The sequence below is a fragment of the Limimaricola sp. genome, assembly GCF_016125575.1.
GTDB lineage: Bacteria > Pseudomonadota > Alphaproteobacteria > Rhodobacterales > Rhodobacteraceae > WGLM01.
On sequence record NZ_WGLM01000004.1, the window covers coordinates 633,950 to 649,085 of the forward strand.

Below are 15,136 nucleotides of genomic sequence, written 5' to 3' on the forward strand. Positions count from 1 at the left end.
AACCTTGTTTTGAATATTGAAATCATAACGCCGACTCGCCTATGCTTGTCAACAGTCGTGCAGCGCGGGAGGGAAATGCGCCGCCATGACCGGGAGGAAGGACGTGGGAGTCAGTGAACGGCAGTCAGCCGACGGAACCGTTGGCAAGGCGCTCGAGGTGCTTGATCGCGTCGCGGCCTTCGGCAGGCCCGTGCGATTCTCCGAAGTGCTGGAGGGGTCGACCTTTCCCAAGGCGACGCTCTACCGGTTCGTCCAGACCCTGACCAACCAGGGCATGCTCAGCTTTGATCCGGACAGGCAGACTTATGCCCCCGGAGTACGGTTGGTGCGGCTGGCCCATGCCGCATGGGCGCAAAGCTCGCTTGCCCCGGTGGCGCGGCCCCATCTTGATCGTTTGAGCGCGCTTGTGGGTGAAACAGTTCATCTTGCCCAGATGGATAACGCCCAAGTCCTTTACGTGGACAAGCGCAATGCCGCGATGCCCGTCGAGATGTTCAGTCAGGCCGGCAAGGTCGGCCCGGCCTATTGCACCGGGGTAGGCAAGGCGATGCTGGCCCATCTTGACGAGGCCACGCTGGCTCGCGTGATCAAGCAGCAATCCTTTCACGCCTTCACACCCAACACGCTGACAACCGAAAGCGCCCTTCGGGCCGAGCTTGACGCGATCCGTACCCGTGGCCATGCCTTCGACCGCGAAGAGCATGAGCCGGGCATCATCTGCATCGCGATGCCGATCCTGTCGTCGTCACGGCGGCTGATGGGCGCGCTGTCGGTCACGGGCACCACCCGCCGAATCACTCTGGCCGAGCTGGAAAAGCTTGCGCCGACCCTGCGCGAGACCGCGCAGGCCATCGCCCGGGACGCGCAGGACTGGCGCTTTCCCGAAAATGCCAATCAAGCGAAGGGAATCTGAACCATGTCGGGCGTCCAGCTGAACAAGGTTATCAAGAAATACGGCGACGTGCAGGTGATCCACGGTGTCGACCTGCAAGTGGCCGATGGCGAATTCTGCGTCTTCGTCGGACCATCGGGTTGTGGCAAGTCCACACTGCTGAGGATGGTCGCGGGGCTTGAGGAAACCACCGGCGGCTCGATCGGCATCGGGTCGCGCGATGTCACGCGCCTCGATCCGGCAGAGCGCGGGGTGGCGATGGTGTTCCAGACCTACGCGCTTTACCCGCACATGACGGTGCGCGAGAACATGGGTTTCGGGCTGAAGATGAACGGTTATCCCAAGGCCGAGATCGACGCGAAGGTCGCCGAGGCCAGCCGCATCCTGAAACTTGACGAATATCTGGCGCGCAAGCCTGCCGCCCTGTCCGGCGGTCAGCGTCAGCGCGTCAGTATCGGCCGGGCCATCGTGCGTGGGCCGGAAGTGTTCCTGTTCGACGAACCGCTGTCGAACCTTGATGCCGAACTGCGTGTCGAGATGCGGGTGGAAATCGCGCGGCTGCACAAGGAAATCGGCGCGACGATGATCTACGTCACCCATGATCAGGTCGAGGCGATGACGCTGGCCGACAAGATCGTGGTGCTGCGCAAGGGCGTGATCGAGCAGGTCGGCGCGCCGCTCGACCTTTACAACGATCCCGACAACCGCTTCGTCGCGGGCTTCATCGGCTCGCCTTCGATGAATTTCCTGTCAGGCACGATCACGCCCGAGGGGGTCGAGGTGCCAGGCCTCAAAACGGTTATTCCGCGCCAGCTGGCCCCCGCCATGCACGGCCGACCCGTCATTGTGGGTCTGCGGCCCGAGCACGTCGCAGTCGGCGAGGGCGATGCGCTGCATGTCGATCTGACCGAGAATCTGGGCGGCGTGGCGTTTACCCACCTGATGACCGATACCGGCGAGAAGGTGGTTGTCGAACAGCGCGGCACCTCGGCCGCCAAAGAAGGCTCGCGCATCGGCCTGACGATTGATCCTGCGCTGATGTTCCTGTTCGATCCCCAGACCGAACAGCGCATCAGGTAACGCCTGCGCCGCGCCCTACCGCTTGCCGTAGTAGAGGCCGACCACGTGTTCGGCCTCTGCAAAGAAAAGCCAGCGTTGGGCAAGGATGCCCGCGATATGGGATATCGCCGCGCATGCGATCCAAAGCGGATTGTACGGCAGCACCAGAAACGCAATCGGCACGCCGAAGCCGACGATCAGCGCGATAAGGCGTAGCTGGGCCGCGTGTCTGCGCCCGACCACGTAGACAAATTCGCGCAGCAGGAAATTGGTGCCGGTATGCGGCGGCTCGAACGCGCGGACGCGACCGAGATTGCCCAGCCCCGTCGCGCTGGCCAGCGTCGTGCCGGAGCCGGCCAGCCGGCCGTCGCCTGTCATCCACGCCACGACCTGCACCGTGCCGCCGATCGCCAGCAATGGCAGCGCGAACAGCGTCTGCCCGGCCAGCACGGCCCCACCGCCCAGCGACAACAGCAGGAACATCGCGGGTGTGCTCCAATGGTGCCATCGCGGCACAGTTTTCAACTGTGTGTAGATCATCGAGGTGGTGAAGACGGTCAGGATTGCCAGCAGTCCACCAAGGACGCCAACGGCCGCGAACCGCTGGCCCGCAAACACCAGCCCTGCGCCAAAGACGGCCATGATCAGAAGTGTCGCCACGCTGGTCCACGCCTCGCGGCTGAGCCAGCTGGTACGCCATTGCGTGAAGGCGCGGATTGCCCGCTCCGGCCGGCCAAGGTGAAACGTTGAGGCAAGTAGCCCACCCACCGCCATGGCATAGGCCAGCGCGAAATAGGCGAACGCCGCCCAGCCGGTGACAAAGGGCATACCCAGCCCCAGCCAGAACAGCAGGCCAAAGCCAAGGCCCGAGAAGGTGGTAAAGATGATGACGGATGGTGCGGGATGCATCTATTTCGCGCCTCCGGGCAGTGCGCTCAGCGCCTTGTCGAGCCATGCGACGAACCCCTTGGCCTCGCCCGCGACGGGGGCAAGGTAGGGGGCGAGGATGTCGATCTCGTCGGCGGTGTCCTTGGGGCGCGGCGGCAGATACTTGTTGACGGGTTTGGTGCCCTGTTCCGGCATCAGGTCCATGCCGCCCCGTTCGGCCACAAGGCGGCTGACCGCGCTGTCTTCATCGCCCAAGTCGCCGAAATGGCGCGCGCCGGCGGGGCAGGTGCGCACGCAGGCCGGCACCCGGTCTTCCTCGGGCAGATTGGTGTTGTAGATCCGGTCCACGCAAAGGGTGCATTTCTTCATCACGCCCGCCGCCGTATCCAGTTCGCGCGCGCCATAGGGGCAAGCCCAGGCGCACAGCGAACAGCCGATGCAGGCATCCTCGTTGACCAGCACGATGCCATCCTCGGCGCGCTTGTAGCTGGCGCCGGTGGGGCAGACGGTGACGCAGGGCGCATCCTCGCAATGCAGGCAGGACTTCGGGAAATGGATCAGCTTGGCGGTGCCCTCATCCGGCGTCACCTCGTAGGAATGGACGCGGTTGAGGAAGGTGCCCGACGGGTCGGCGCCATAGGCATCCATGTCCGACAGCGGCGCGCCGTAATTCTCGGTGTTCCAGCCCTTGCAGGAAATCACGCAGGCATGGCAGCCGACGCAGGTGTCAAGGTCGATGACAAGGCCAAGCTTGACCTTGGACGGTGGGGGTAGTTGCGTCATTTGCCGACTTTCCAGGCAAGATCATGGGGCGCCGCGGGCACCGGCGAGGCGATGGGCGGGAAGACGGGCTGGGCCTCGGCTGGTGCGTCGACCCGCTCGATTTTCACCCTCAGGTCAAACCACGCCGCCTGCCCGGTGACCGGGTCGGAGTTGGCCCAGCGCTGGCCGTCGCCCTTGGGCGGCAGAAGCTCGTGAATGATGTGGTTGAGAAGAAAGCCTTCGGTGGCCTCGGGTGCATCGTTGTCCAGCGCCCATGCCCCCTTGCGCTTGCCGATGGCGTTCCATGTCCAGACGGTATTTTCGTTCAGCGCGGCCATGTGCGCCACCGGCACCACGATGCTGCCATTCACGGAACTGACCCGCGCCCAGTCCCCGTCCTTGAAACCGTTGGCCTCCCAGATCTTCGTGGGCACATAGAGGGGGTTGCGCCCGTGCAATTGCCGCAGCCATGCGTTCTGCGTGCCCCAGCTGTGATACATCGCCATCGGACGCTGGGTCAGCGCGTGGATCGGGTAGGCGGCGGTATCGACCACGCCATCCTCGAAAGGCGCATACCAGATCGGCAGCGGGTCCATCGTGGCAGTCATTCGCGCGCGCAGGTGCTCTGGCGGCTGGCGCGGCCCCTCGCCCTCGGCCGCCATCTGGAACCGGCGCAGGGGTTCTGCGTAAAGCTGGAAGATGTAGGGCTGCGGGCTGTCGTAAAAGCCCATCTTCACCGCCCAGTCCTGATAGGCGGTGTTGAAGGGTTTGTAATAGGCCGCCTCCTCCGGCACGTGCGCCATCCAGAAGCCGCCATTGGCGATGTAGGTGTCCAGCTGGTCGGGGTTGGGCGCACCGCGCCCGCCCTGCAGGCTGCCATCTTCGGCCTTGCGCCAGCCCGCCAGCGGGCCGATGCCGGGGCGGCGGACATGGTTGGTGATGTAATCGGCGTAATCGGCGTATTTCTGGCTGCCATCCTCGTTGACGAAACCGGGCAGGCCCAGCTTTGCGCCCAGTTCGCACAGGACCGACTGGAAGCCGCGCACGTTGCGGTCGGGCTGAACCACCGGCCAGCGGATGGCATCGGCAGCGGCATCGGCCTCGCAGATCGGACGGTCGAGCAGGCTGATGCAATCGTGCCGTTCAAGGTAGGTCGTGTCGGGCAGGATCAGGTCGGCATAGGCCACCATCTCGGACGAATAGGCGTCGGAATAGATGATCCGCGGGATCACGTAATCGCCGTTCGCGTCGGTGTCGGTCAGCATCTGCATGACGCCGCGCGTGTTCATCGACGAGTTCCACGACATGTTGGCCATGTAGAGAAACAGCGTGTCGATCTTGTAGGGATCGCCGGCATGGGCATTGGAGATGACCATGTGCATCAATCCATGTGCGCTTAGCGGGTTCTCCCAGGAAAACGCCTTGTCGATGCGGGCGGGCGCGCCTGAGTCGTCCAGGCACAGGTCCTCGGGGCCTTGCGGATATCCCAGGTGCGGGCCGTTCAGCGCGGCGCCGGGCGTGACCTTGCAATGCGGCTTGGGGTGGGCATGCGCGGGCTTGGGGTAGGGCGGCTTGAACCGCATGCCGCCGGGGGTTTCTACGGCACCAATCAGGATTTGCAGCATGTGCAGCGCGCGCGCCGTCTGGAACCCGTTGGAATGGGCCGAGATGCCGCGCATCGCGTGCATCGACACCGCGCGGCCCACCATCTTGTCCTGTTTCCGCCCGCGGAAATCGGTCCAGGGCCGGTCGAGGATGACGGGGTCGTCGAAGGCCGCGCGCGCGATCTCGGCCGCAAGCTGGCGGATCCGGGCGGCGGGAATGCCGCAGCGGTCGGCCACGGCCTCGGGCGCGTAATCGTCGCAGATGTATTTCTCGGCCATCAGGTGGAAGACCGGGCGATGGGTGACGCCGTCCGCGCTGTGGGTCGCTGACAGGTCCGGCTCTACCCCGGCGCCGTTCCAGGGTGCCAGCTGACCGGTGCGCCGGTCGATGACCTGCGGCTGGCCCTGCGCGTCGCGCAACAGCAGCCCCGCCTGCGGCGAGGCCGGGTCTTCGTTCACGAGGCAGGCGGCGTTGGTGTAATGTGCGAGGTAATCCAGATCGACCTTCCCGGCCTTCATCAGCAGGTGCACAAGCGACAGGATCAACAGCCCATCGGTGCCGGGCGTGATGCCGTACCAGTCATCCGCCACGGCATTGTAGCCCGAGCGGATCGGGTTGATCCCCACCACCTTGGCGCCGCGCGCCTTCAGCTTGCCGATGCCCATCTTGATGGGGTTGCTGTCATGGTCCTCGGCCACGCCGAAGATCAGGAACAGCTTGGCATGGTCCCAGTCGGGCTGGCCGAATTCCCAGAACGCGCCGCCCATCGTGTAGATGCCCGCCGCCGCCATATTGACCGAGCAGAAGCCGCCATGGGCCGCATAATTCGGCGTGCCGAACCCCTGCGCCCACATCGAGGTGAAGCTTTGCGACTGGTCGCGCCCGGTGAAAAAGGCGAGCTTTTCCGGCGCGGCCGCGCGGATCGGCGCCAGACAGTCGGTGGCGATCTGCAGTGCCTCGTCCCAGCTGATTTCCTCGAACTGGCCCGAACCGCGGGGGCCCACCCGCTTCATCGGCGCGCGCAGGCGCGAGGGCGCGTTGTGCTGCATGATGCCCGCGCTGCCCTTGGCGCAAAGCACGCCCTGGTTCACCGGGTGGTCGCGGTTGCCCTCGATATAGGCGACCTTGCCATCCTTCATATGCACGTTGATGCCGCAGCGGCAGGCGCACATGTAACAGGTGGTCTTGCGCACCTCGTCGGAAACCTTGGGCGAGGTATCGATCTGCGGTTGGTCGAGGCTCATGCGGTGTCCCTGCGGCGTTTCGTTTTCGGCGACCCTAGACCGGGATTCGCCCAAAGCATAGTGAAAATGAAATATGTGAATGCATCAGGCATCATGGATCAGGGCCAGCGCGTCCCGCGCAATCTGTTCTTCTTCGCGCGCCGGGATCACGTGGACGGGAACCTTGCCGGCCCACAAAAGCAGCGCGGTGATGCGGTCGCGTATCACCGGACTGTTCTCTCCGATCCCGCCGGTAAAGGCCAGTGCATCAATTCCCCCCATCGCCGCGATGAGCGATCCCGCCTGCCGCGCCGCCCAGTAGCAGAAATGTGCGACCGCGAACGCGGCAGGCGGCGCCGGATCGGCCAGAAGCGCGCGCATGTCAGCGCTGATCCCCGACAGGCCGAGCAGCCCGCTTTCGCGGTTGAGCATGTTGGCGGTGGCGGCGATCCCGTCCTCCTCGGCCAGCCGCAGCACCGCGCCCGCGTCGATATCGCCGGGCCGGGTCGCCATGGTCGGCCCCGAGAGCGGTGAATAGCCCATCGAGGTGGCGACGGACCGGCCCTGGTGGATGGCGCAAAGGCTGACGCCCGCGCCAAGGTGGAGCGCCAGCAGGCGGTCGGGCAGCGGCGCGATCTGCCGGACAAGGCCCGCGTAGCTGAGCCCGTGAAAGCCGTAACGCCGGATGCCGCGCGCGCGGATGCGTTCGGGCAGGGCATAGGTGGTGGCGACGGGTGGTTGGCCCGCGTGAAAGGCCGTGTCGAAGCTGGCATATTGCGGCAGCGCGGGATCGCTGGCTGCCAGCGCGTCGATCGCGGCCAGCGCGGGCGGGTTGTGCAGGGGCGCAAGTGGCACGCAGGCGCGGATCTGCGCCAGCGCATCGGGCGTCAGCCGCGTCGGCGCGGTGAGTGTTTCGCCGCCATGGACCACGCGATGCGCGGCGGCGTTGACGGGCCTTTCGCCCAGCGCCTGCCGGATCAGCGTGATGGCCGTGGCATGGTCAGGCGCCTCGACCGGGCGCGTCTGCCCGTCGTGGCTGAGCGCGGCGTTGCCGCCGATGGTGCTGACCATCAGCCTCGTGACCTCGGTCAGGTCAGGGGCGAAGAGTGCCGCCTTGACCGAAGAAGACCCTGCGTTGACGACGAGGATCATCGGGGCACCCCCGCGATGGCGTTGCTGGGGGCGCTGCCCCCGGGCCTGCGGCCCTCCCCCGGAGTACTTGGGGCAAGATGAAGCCTCATGCGCCGGCGCCCGCAACGATGGCGCCAAGTGCGGCCGAGGCGATGCGCGCGGCCGAACCCTGGCTGCGCGAAGTTAGCAGGACCGGCACCTTTAACCCCATCAACAGGCCGCCCGCGCAACAGCCCATCCCCAGCACCATCAGCTTGAACAGCGCGTTGCCAGTGGTGATCTCGGGGACCAGCACGATATCGGCGTCCCCCGCCACGTCCGAGCGATAGTTCTTGGTCATCGCGGCCTCGGCCGAGAAGATCAGGTCAAGCGCCATCGGACCCTCGACGATGGCCTGTGGCAGGGCGGACTTGGCCCAGGCGGCAATGGTCGCGGCCTCCATCGTGTTGGGGACCGAGGGGGTCGGGTCTTCGCTGGGGGCGAGAATGCCGGCGCGTGGATGAGGAATGTCGAGGATTCCGGCCAGACGCACCGCATGCGCCAGGCTGGCCTGCCGCGTAGCCACGTTCGGCGTGACGTTCAGCGCCGCATCAGTCAGCAGAAGCGGCCGGTCCGAGGCGGGCGTGGTGATGTGAAAGACATGCGCACAGATCATCTTCGGTTCGCGCAGGCCCGCCGCCGCAGGCAGCAGCGCCTTCAGGAACGTCGAGGTGTGGACCTGCCCTTTCATGATCGCATCCGCCTCGCCCGCGTGGACAAGGCGCACCGCCTCGGGCGCGGCCTCGTGGCGCGGTGCGTGGACCAGCCGGAAGGCCGAGATGTCCCAGCCGATGCGCTGGGCGGCGTCGCGGATGCGCGCGCTGTCGCCGATCAGGATCGGCTGGGCCAATCCGGCATCGACCGCATCGCGTAGCCCCGTCAGCGCAGTGACCGATCCGGCATTGACCAGCGCGACGCGCGGCGCCGGCCGCCCGCGCGCCTGTGTCAGCAGCGCCTGGGGGCAATGTGGCGCGACCTGCGACAGGAAGGGGAAATGTTCACGCATCACAGCACCGATTTCAGCAGGCCAAGGCAGGCAAGCCCCGCCAGAAGGACGATCGCAAAGCGGCGGAAGTTCTGCGGGCTGGTGCCAAGGAAATGCCGGCTGCCCAGCCAGACGCCGACCATCATCAGAGGCAAGCCCATCGCGGTGGCTGTCAGCGTCTCGCGGGTGATCAGCCCGGCATGGCCCAGCACCGGCAGCGTCCACATATCCAGCAGGGTGAAGTAGGCAATCAGCGTGGCGCGGAAGGTGGCCGCCGGGATGGGTTGCGCGGCGAAGAAGGCCGCCACCGGCAGCCCGCCCACCGCGGCGCCGTTGGCGATGCCCGAGATCACGCCGATGCCCGCATGGGCCGGCCCGCCCGCGGCGCGGCGCAGCGTCCAGCCCGACCACAGAACCGCGCACATCGCCAGCACGTAGACCGAGATCGCGGCGCGCGCGTGATCGCTGCCGACGGCGCCCACGGCCCATACGCCCAACGGCACGCCCGGCAGCGCGCCCGCGATCAGGAACAGCACCCTGCGCCGGTCGATGCCGCTGCGGATCGAGCGGAACTGGAACGCCGTCAGGGTGAAATCGGCAAGGATCACGACCGGGACCAGGTTCAGCGGGTTGGTGACAAGGCCCGCACTGGATACCGCAAGCGCCGCGAATCCGAAACCCGAATAGCCCCGCACGAAGGCCGCCACGAACAGCGCCAGCGCCAGCCACAGGCTGGCCCCCGGACCGAGGCCGAACGGCATCAGCGCGCGCCCCGCGGCGGGCGCCGCCTAGACACTTTGCGGCCGCATGTCGGCGGCGTCGATGCCTGCCACGGCGACCGGTTTCTTCATCGCGTCGCGGCGGAACGGCTCGCCCAGTTCCTGGTTGATCAGCGCCTCGATCAGCGTGGTCTTGCCGGCCTTCTGGTCGGTCAGGGCCTGGGTCAGCGCGGCGGACAGCTCGTCCATCGTGCGGGCCTGCACGCCCTGCAACCCGCAGGCGCGCGCGATGCCGGCGTAGCTTACGCCCTCGTCCAGTTCGGTGCCGACGAAGTTGTCGTCATACCACAGGGTCGAGTTGCGCTTTTCCGCCCCCCACTGGTAGTTGCGGAACACCACCATGGTGATTGCCGGCCATTCGGGGCGGCCGATGGCGGTCAGCTCTGTCACCGCTATGCCAAAGGCGCCGTCGCCGGCAAAACCTACAACGGGCGTGTCGGGGCAGGCGATCTTGGCGCCGATGATCGAGGGCAGACCATAGCCGCAGGGGCCGAACAGGCCGGGGGCGAGGTATTTGCGCCCCGCCTCGAAGGTCGGGTAGGCGTTGCCGATGGCGCAGTTGTTGCCGATGTCGGAGCTGATGATCGCCTCGCGCGGCAGGGCGGACTGGATCGCACGCCAGGCCATGCGCGGGCTCATCCAGTCGGGCTTGGCCTTGCGGGCGCGATCGTTCCACGTGGTGCCGGGGTCGTCATCCTCGTGATCCATGCTGGACAGCTGTTGCGCCCACGCGCTTTTGGTCTGGGCGATGGTGGCCTTGCGGGCGGCACGGTCCGTATCGCCGGCGTCGGCGGAGAGGCGCTTGAGGATGCCTTCGGCCACCTTGCGCGCATCGCCGACAATACCGACGCTGACCGTCTTGGTCAGGCCGATCCGGTCAGGGTTGATGTCGACCTGGATGATTTTCGCGTCCTTCGGCCAATAGTCGAGCCCGTAGCCCGGCAAGGTACTGAACGGGTTCAGGCGGGTCCCGAGGCAGAGCACGACATCGGCCTGCCGGATCAGTTCCATCCCTGCCTTGGACCCGTTGTATCCCAACGGCCCGGCAAACAGCGGGTGCGAGCCGGGGAAGGCATCATTGTGCTGGTAGCCAACACAAACCGGCGCATCCAGCCGTTCAGCCAGATCCATCGAGGCGGGAATCGCGCCGGCAAGGACCACGCCCGCACCGTTCAGGATCACCGGGAATTTCGCCTCGGAAAGAAGGTCGGCGGCATGCTGAAGCGCTTCGTCGCCGCCCGAGGGACGCTCGAACGCGACGATCGCGGGCAGGGTGATGTCGATGACCTGCGTCCAATAATCGCGCGGCACGTTGATCTGGGCAGGCGCGCTGGCGCGGCGGGCGTTCAGGATCACGCGGTTCAGCACCTCGGCGATGCGCGAGGGGTCGCGCACCTCTTCTTGGTAGGCGACCATGTCCTCGAACAGCTTCATCTGCTCGACTTCCTGGAACCCACCCATGCCGATGGTCTTGTTGGCGGCCTGCGGCGTCACCAGCAATAGCGGCGTGTGGTTCCAGTAGGCGGTCTTCACGGCGGTGACGAAGTTGGTGATGCCGGGGCCGTTCTGGGCGATCATCATGCTCATCTTGCCCGAGGCGCGGGTATAGCCATCGGCCATCATCCCGCCCGAGCCTTCGTGGGCGCAGTCCCAGAAGGTGATCCCGGCCTTGGGGAAGAGATCCGAGATCGGCATGAAGGCCGAGCCGATGATGCCGAAGGCATGTTCGATCCCGTGCATTTGCAGGGTTTTGACGAAGGCTTCTTCGGTGGTCATCTTCATGGCGGAATCCTCCTGGCTGGGCTGCGCGACACTAGGTGCGGCGGGTGTTTCGGGTTAGGGCCAGATAGGTCACGCGCTTAGGTCCAGACGTGGATGTCCGGCCGGGCTTTGCCCAACCGGACGCCTCCGGCGGGAGTATTTTTCGCCAGAAGAAGGGATTGCGGCCGGGAAGGCTTGCCGTGAGGCTGTGGCCCGGGCTTGGATGGGCCGTGGGCAATGCGGAGCAGCCGATGAAGGTCGTGGTGATGGGCGCTGGCGTGATCGGGGTCACGACCGCGTGGTATCTGGCAAAGGCCGGTGCCGAGGTGGTGGTGCTGGACCGCCAGCCGGGTCCGGGGCTGGAGACATCCTATGCCAATGCGGGCGAGCTTAGCTACGGCATGACCTCGCCCTGGGCCGCGCCCGGCGTGCCGATGAAGGCGCTGAAATGGCTGTTCATGAAGCGCCGGCCGCTGTTCATCTGGCCGCTGATCAGCCCGCGCATGTGGAAATGGGGCGCGCAGATGCTGATGAACTGCAACGAGGCCGCCTATGGTGTGAACAAGGGGCGGATGGTGCGCATCTCGAACTACTCGCGCGACGTGATGCCGGACCTGATCGCCGAGACGGGGATCGCGTTCGACGGGCGCGCGCAGGGCACGCTGCAGCTTTTCCGCACCGACAAGCAGTTGAAGGCCAGCAAGGCGGATCAGGAGATACTGGCCGAATATGACAGCCCCTTCGAGGTTCTGGATGCCGAGGGCTGTATCGCGGTGGAACCTGCCTTGGCCGCGGTGCGGCAGAAATTCGTCGGTGGTCTCCGGCTGACCGCCGACCGCACCGGCGATTGCCGGATGTTCACCATCGCGCTGGCCGAGAAGGCGGCGGAGCTGGGGGTGGAGTTTCGCTATGGCCAGTCGATCCGGCGGATCGACATCGAGAACGATCGCGTCGCGCGCGTCGTCACCGCCTTCGGCGAGGTGACGGGCGATGCCTATGTCTGCGCGCTGGGCAGTTATGCGCCCAACGTGCTGCGCCCGGTCGGGCTGAACCTGCCGGTCTACCCGGTCAAGGGCTACTCGGTCACGCTGCCGGTGGTGGACGATGCCCGCGCACCGCAATCGACGATCATGGACGAGACGCACAAGGTGGCCGTTACCCGCCTGGGCGACCGCATCCGCGTGGCCGGCACAGCCGAGATTGCCGGATATAGCGGCCGACTGGGCCCGCATGCGACCGACACCGTGCGTCACGTGATTTCAGACCTTTTCCCCGGTGGCGGTGATTTGTCGCGCGCCGAGGGCTGGACGGGCCTGCGCCCGATGACGCCCGACGGCACGCCGGTGCTGGGGCCGACACGTTACGGCAACCTCTTTCTCAACACCGGGCACGGCACGCTGGGCTGGACGATGGCCGCCGGCTCTGGCCGGGCGGTGGCCGACGCGGTGCTGGGCCGGGTGCCCGAGATCAGCTTCGACGGGCTGACGGCGGCGCGCTATCACATGTGAAGGCAAAGGGGCGCTGCCCCCTCTTGGCCCAAGGGCCAATTCACCCCCGGAGGTATTTTTGCCAAAATGAAGCGGCCTAGAGCCCGGTGCCTTCGTCCATGCCCAGCATCAGGTTGAGGTTCTGCACCGCTGCGCCCGCCGCACCCTTGCCCAGATTGTCGAGGATCGCGACCAGCACCGTGGCGCCGGTGGCGCGGTTGCCATGCACCGAAAGTTCCAGCCGGTTTGTGTCGTTGAGGTGCTGCGGGTTCAGCCGCGCGCCGTAGTGGTCGGGCGGAACCACCGATACAAAGCGTTCGTTCGCGTAATGTGCCTGCAGGGCCGCCTCGACCGCACCGGCGCTGCCGGGTTCAAGATGCAGCGGTACCTGCACGATCATGCCTTGCGCGAAGTGGCCGACCGAGGGCACGAAAACCGGCGGATGCGCCAGAAGCCCATGCCGGGTGATTTCCGGCAGATGCTTGTGCCCCTGTCCGGTCGCATAGACGAAACTGCCTGACACCGCGCCCGACGTATATTCCTCGATCATCGCCTTGCCGCCGCCGGAATAGCCGGAAATGCCATTGATCGTCAGCGGTCTGTCGAACGCGATCAGCCCCGCCTGAACCAGCGGGCGGATCAGCGCGATGGCGCAGGTCGACCAGCAGCCGGGATTGGAAACGCGCTTTGCCGCCGCGATGGCAGCACGCTGTCCCTCGGTCATCTCAGGAAAGCCGAAGGTCCAGCCTTCGGCGACCCGATGCGCGGTCGAGGCATCAATCAGCCGTACCGGCAGGTCGGCGACCTGCGGCACGATCTCGGTCACGGCGGCGTCGGGCAGGCAGAGGATGGCAACATCGGCCGCGGCATAGGCGGCATGTCGCGCGGCGGGGTCCTTGCGGTGGGCAGCGTCGATGCGGACAAGCTCGATATCGGGCCGCGCGGCCAGCCGCTCGCGGATTTGCAGGCCGGTTGTGCCGGCTTCGCCGTCGATGAAGATCTTGTGGGGCATGGCCGAACCCTTCGCGTTGCAGGCATCCTTCTTATGGCTTTTCGCGGCCAACCGCCAGCGCTTCGGCGATCAGGGCGACGCCGTCGGGGATGCGGCTGGCGGGAATCGAGGAATAGGCGAGACGGTATGTGTCGCCGCCCGCGCCGGGCGTGGCGAAGAATGGCGCGCCGGGTTCGATCAATACGCCGCGCGTCTGCAGTCGTGCCGCCAACGCGCCGGTTTCGATCCCCTCCGGCGCGCGCATCCAGATGGCCGAACCGCCGAATGCGGGCGCGCCGGCAACCTGCAATCCGGCCGTGGCGATCGCCGCGTCGATCACCCGCCGCCGCTCGTGATAGGCGCGGCCCACCCGGCGGATCAGGGCGTCGTAATGGCCCAGCGACAGGAAATAGGCCACCGTGCGCTGGATCAGCCCCGGCGGGTGGCGCAGCACCGCGCCGCGCAGGTTGCGCGCCTCTGCGATGAACGGTGCGGGGCCGACGAGGTAGCCCAGCCGCAGACCGGGAAACAGCGATTTCGAGAACGACCCGACATAGATCACCCGCCCGTCCCGATCGAGCGATTTGAGCGAGGGCGAGGGCGGTTTCAGGAACGACATCTCGAAATCGTAATCGTCCTCGACGATCAGGAAGTTCTCGGCCTCGGCGCGGGCCAGCAGGGCACGGCGGCGGTCCAGCGGTAGTGTCGCGGTGGTCGGGCACTGGTGGCCGGGCGTCGTGAAAAGCACGTCGATGCCGCCCGGTACGGCCTCGGGCGGCAGCCCCTCGGCATCGACGGCGACGGGCGATATCCGGGCGCCGTTCTGCGCCAGCAGTGCCCGCAACGCAGGATAGCCGGGGTCCTCGATGGCCGCGTGTCGGTCCGGTGTCAGCAGCAGCTGTGCCGCGAGCCAGAGGGCGTTCTGCGCCCCGAGCGTCACGAGGATTTCGTCCGGCGCCGCCTGGATCCCGCGACGGGGCAACGAGACGCGGGCGATGAACTCGACTAGTTTGGGATCGTCACGGTCGTACTGGTCCGAGGTGAGGGCCGCGAAATCGCGCCGTCCCAGCGCTTGCAGGGCGCAAAGCCGCCAGTTGGCTCCGTCAAAGAGCGTGGGATCGGTTTGACCGTAGATGAACGGGTAGCGGTAGGAGGCCCAGTCGCCCGGCTTGTCCACCCCGAAGGGCGGGCCAAAGCCGCGGGCGATTGCGCGGGTCCAGTCCACTGTGCCCACGCCATTGCGCCGCGGGGCTAGCGGGGCAAAGCGCGGCGCCTCGGGCGCGTTGTCGGAGACGAAATAGCCCGAGCGGCCGCGGGCGGTGACGTAATCGTCCGAGACAAGCTCGGTATAGGCCAGCGTCACGGTGATCCGGCTGACGCCGAGGTGCCGCGCAAGCTGGCGCGACGAGGGCAGCCGTTCGCCCGGACGGAACCGGCCCGAGAGGATCGCCTGCGACAGCATCCGCCTGATCCGCGATTGCAAAGTGCCGTCATCGGCCGGATCAAGAAAGAGCGAGTCGAGTGCTGCGGGCAT

The 15,136-nt window shown here is 66.5% G+C and carries 12 protein-coding genes; 3 read left to right on the forward strand and 9 right to left on the reverse strand.

What is annotated here, in order from left to right:
* Positions 1 to 85: 85 nt before the first annotated feature.
* Positions 86 to 913 carry an IclR family transcriptional regulator gene (locus tag GC146_RS10070; protein ID WP_291837656.1) on the forward strand — a complete coding sequence of 276 codons (828 nt, stop codon included), beginning with the start codon at positions 86 to 88 and terminating at the stop codon, positions 911 to 913.
* Between the two features lie 3 nt (positions 914 to 916).
* Positions 917 to 1,972, forward strand: coding sequence for a sn-glycerol-3-phosphate ABC transporter ATP-binding protein UgpC (gene ugpC, locus GC146_RS10075; protein ID WP_291837658.1), 1,056 nt, complete (start codon positions 917 to 919; stop codon positions 1,970 to 1,972).
* A 15-nt stretch (positions 1,973 to 1,987) separates the two neighbouring features.
* Here ugpC and GC146_RS10080 read toward each other — a convergent pair whose 3' ends face one another.
* From GC146_RS10080 to xsc, 7 genes are all read right to left on the reverse strand, one after another.
* A complete protein-coding gene (locus GC146_RS10080) occupies positions 1,988 to 2,860 on the reverse strand; it encodes a DmsC/YnfH family molybdoenzyme membrane anchor subunit (RefSeq protein WP_291837660.1) in 873 nt (290 codons plus the stop codon).
* Positions 2,861 to 3,622, reverse strand: a complete 762-nt coding sequence (locus tag GC146_RS10085) for a 4Fe-4S dicluster domain-containing protein (protein WP_291837662.1) — start codon at positions 3,620 to 3,622, stop codon at positions 2,861 to 2,863.
* Positions 3,619 to 6,450, reverse strand: a complete 2,832-nt coding sequence (locus GC146_RS10090; protein ID WP_291837665.1) for a molybdopterin oxidoreductase family protein — start codon at positions 6,448 to 6,450, stop codon at positions 3,619 to 3,621. The genes GC146_RS10085 and GC146_RS10090 overlap by 4 nt, the downstream gene beginning before the upstream one ends.
* An 84-nt stretch (positions 6,451 to 6,534) precedes the next feature.
* Positions 6,535 to 7,581 carry an acetate kinase gene (locus GC146_RS10095; RefSeq protein ID WP_291837668.1) on the reverse strand — a complete coding sequence of 349 codons (1,047 nt, stop codon included), beginning with the start codon at positions 7,579 to 7,581 and terminating at the stop codon, positions 6,535 to 6,537.
* 85 nt (positions 7,582 to 7,666) lie between these two features.
* Positions 7,667 to 8,605, reverse strand: a complete 939-nt coding sequence (locus GC146_RS10100; protein ID WP_291837670.1) for a phosphate acyltransferase — start codon at positions 8,603 to 8,605, stop codon at positions 7,667 to 7,669.
* Entirely contained in the window at positions 8,605 to 9,345 is a 741-nt protein-coding gene (locus tag GC146_RS10105) for a sulfite exporter TauE/SafE family protein (RefSeq protein ID WP_291837673.1), read from the reverse strand. Before GC146_RS10105 ends, GC146_RS10100 begins: the two co-directional genes overlap by 1 nt.
* Before the next feature lie 27 nt (positions 9,346 to 9,372).
* Positions 9,373 to 11,145, reverse strand: coding sequence for a sulfoacetaldehyde acetyltransferase (xsc, locus tag GC146_RS10110; protein WP_291837676.1), 1,773 nt, complete (start codon positions 11,143 to 11,145; stop codon positions 9,373 to 9,375).
* 179 nt (positions 11,146 to 11,324) lie between these two features.
* Between xsc and GC146_RS10115 the strand changes: the two genes are divergently transcribed.
* Positions 11,325 to 12,632 carry a D-amino acid dehydrogenase gene (locus GC146_RS10115; RefSeq protein ID WP_363241390.1) on the forward strand — a complete coding sequence of 436 codons (1,308 nt, stop codon included), beginning with the start codon at positions 11,325 to 11,327 and terminating at the stop codon, positions 12,630 to 12,632.
* 76 nt (positions 12,633 to 12,708) lie between these two features.
* Here GC146_RS10115 and argC read toward each other — a convergent pair whose 3' ends face one another.
* Positions 12,709 to 13,623 (reverse strand): N-acetyl-gamma-glutamyl-phosphate reductase, encoded by a 915-nt coding sequence (argC, locus tag GC146_RS10120; RefSeq protein WP_291837679.1) that lies wholly within the window; start codon positions 13,621 to 13,623, stop codon positions 12,709 to 12,711.
* 31 nt (positions 13,624 to 13,654) lie between these two features.
* A complete protein-coding gene (locus GC146_RS10125; RefSeq protein ID WP_291837682.1) occupies positions 13,655 to 15,136 on the reverse strand; it encodes a PLP-dependent aminotransferase family protein in 1,482 nt (493 codons plus the stop codon).

What these genes read in the sequence shown, in the direction of transcription:
- GC146_RS10070 (WP_291837656.1), top strand. Translation starts at nt 86, where the DNA reads ATGACCGGGAGGAAGGACGTGGGAGTCAGTGAACGGCAGTCAGCCGAC.
- ugpC (WP_291837658.1), top strand. Translation starts at nt 917, where the DNA reads ATGTCGGGCGTCCAGCTGAACAAGGTTATCAAGAAATACGGCGACGTG.
- GC146_RS10080 (WP_291837660.1), bottom strand. Translation starts at nt 2,860, where the DNA reads ATGCATCCCGCACCATCCGTCATCATCTTTACCACCTTCTCGGGCCTT.
- GC146_RS10085 (WP_291837662.1), bottom strand. Translation starts at nt 3,622, where the DNA reads ATGACGCAACTACCCCCACCGTCCAAGGTCAAGCTTGGCCTTGTCATC.
- GC146_RS10090 (WP_291837665.1), bottom strand. Translation starts at nt 6,450, where the DNA reads ATGAGCCTCGACCAACCGCAGATCGATACCTCGCCCAAGGTTTCCGAC.
- GC146_RS10095 (WP_291837668.1), bottom strand. Translation starts at nt 7,581, where the DNA reads ATGATCCTCGTCGTCAACGCAGGGTCTTCTTCGGTCAAGGCGGCACTC.
- GC146_RS10100 (WP_291837670.1), bottom strand. Translation starts at nt 8,605, where the DNA reads ATGCGTGAACATTTCCCCTTCCTGTCGCAGGTCGCGCCACATTGCCCC.
- GC146_RS10105 (WP_291837673.1), bottom strand. Translation starts at nt 9,345, where the DNA reads ATGCCGTTCGGCCTCGGTCCGGGGGCCAGCCTGTGGCTGGCGCTGGCG.
- xsc (WP_291837676.1), bottom strand. Translation starts at nt 11,145, where the DNA reads ATGAAGATGACCACCGAAGAAGCCTTCGTCAAAACCCTGCAAATGCAC.
- argC (WP_291837679.1), bottom strand. Translation starts at nt 13,623, where the DNA reads ATGCCCCACAAGATCTTCATCGACGGCGAAGCCGGCACAACCGGCCTG.
- GC146_RS10125 (WP_291837682.1), bottom strand. Translation starts at nt 15,136, where the DNA reads ATGCCCGCAGCACTCGACTCGCTCTTTCTTGATCCGGCCGATGACGGC.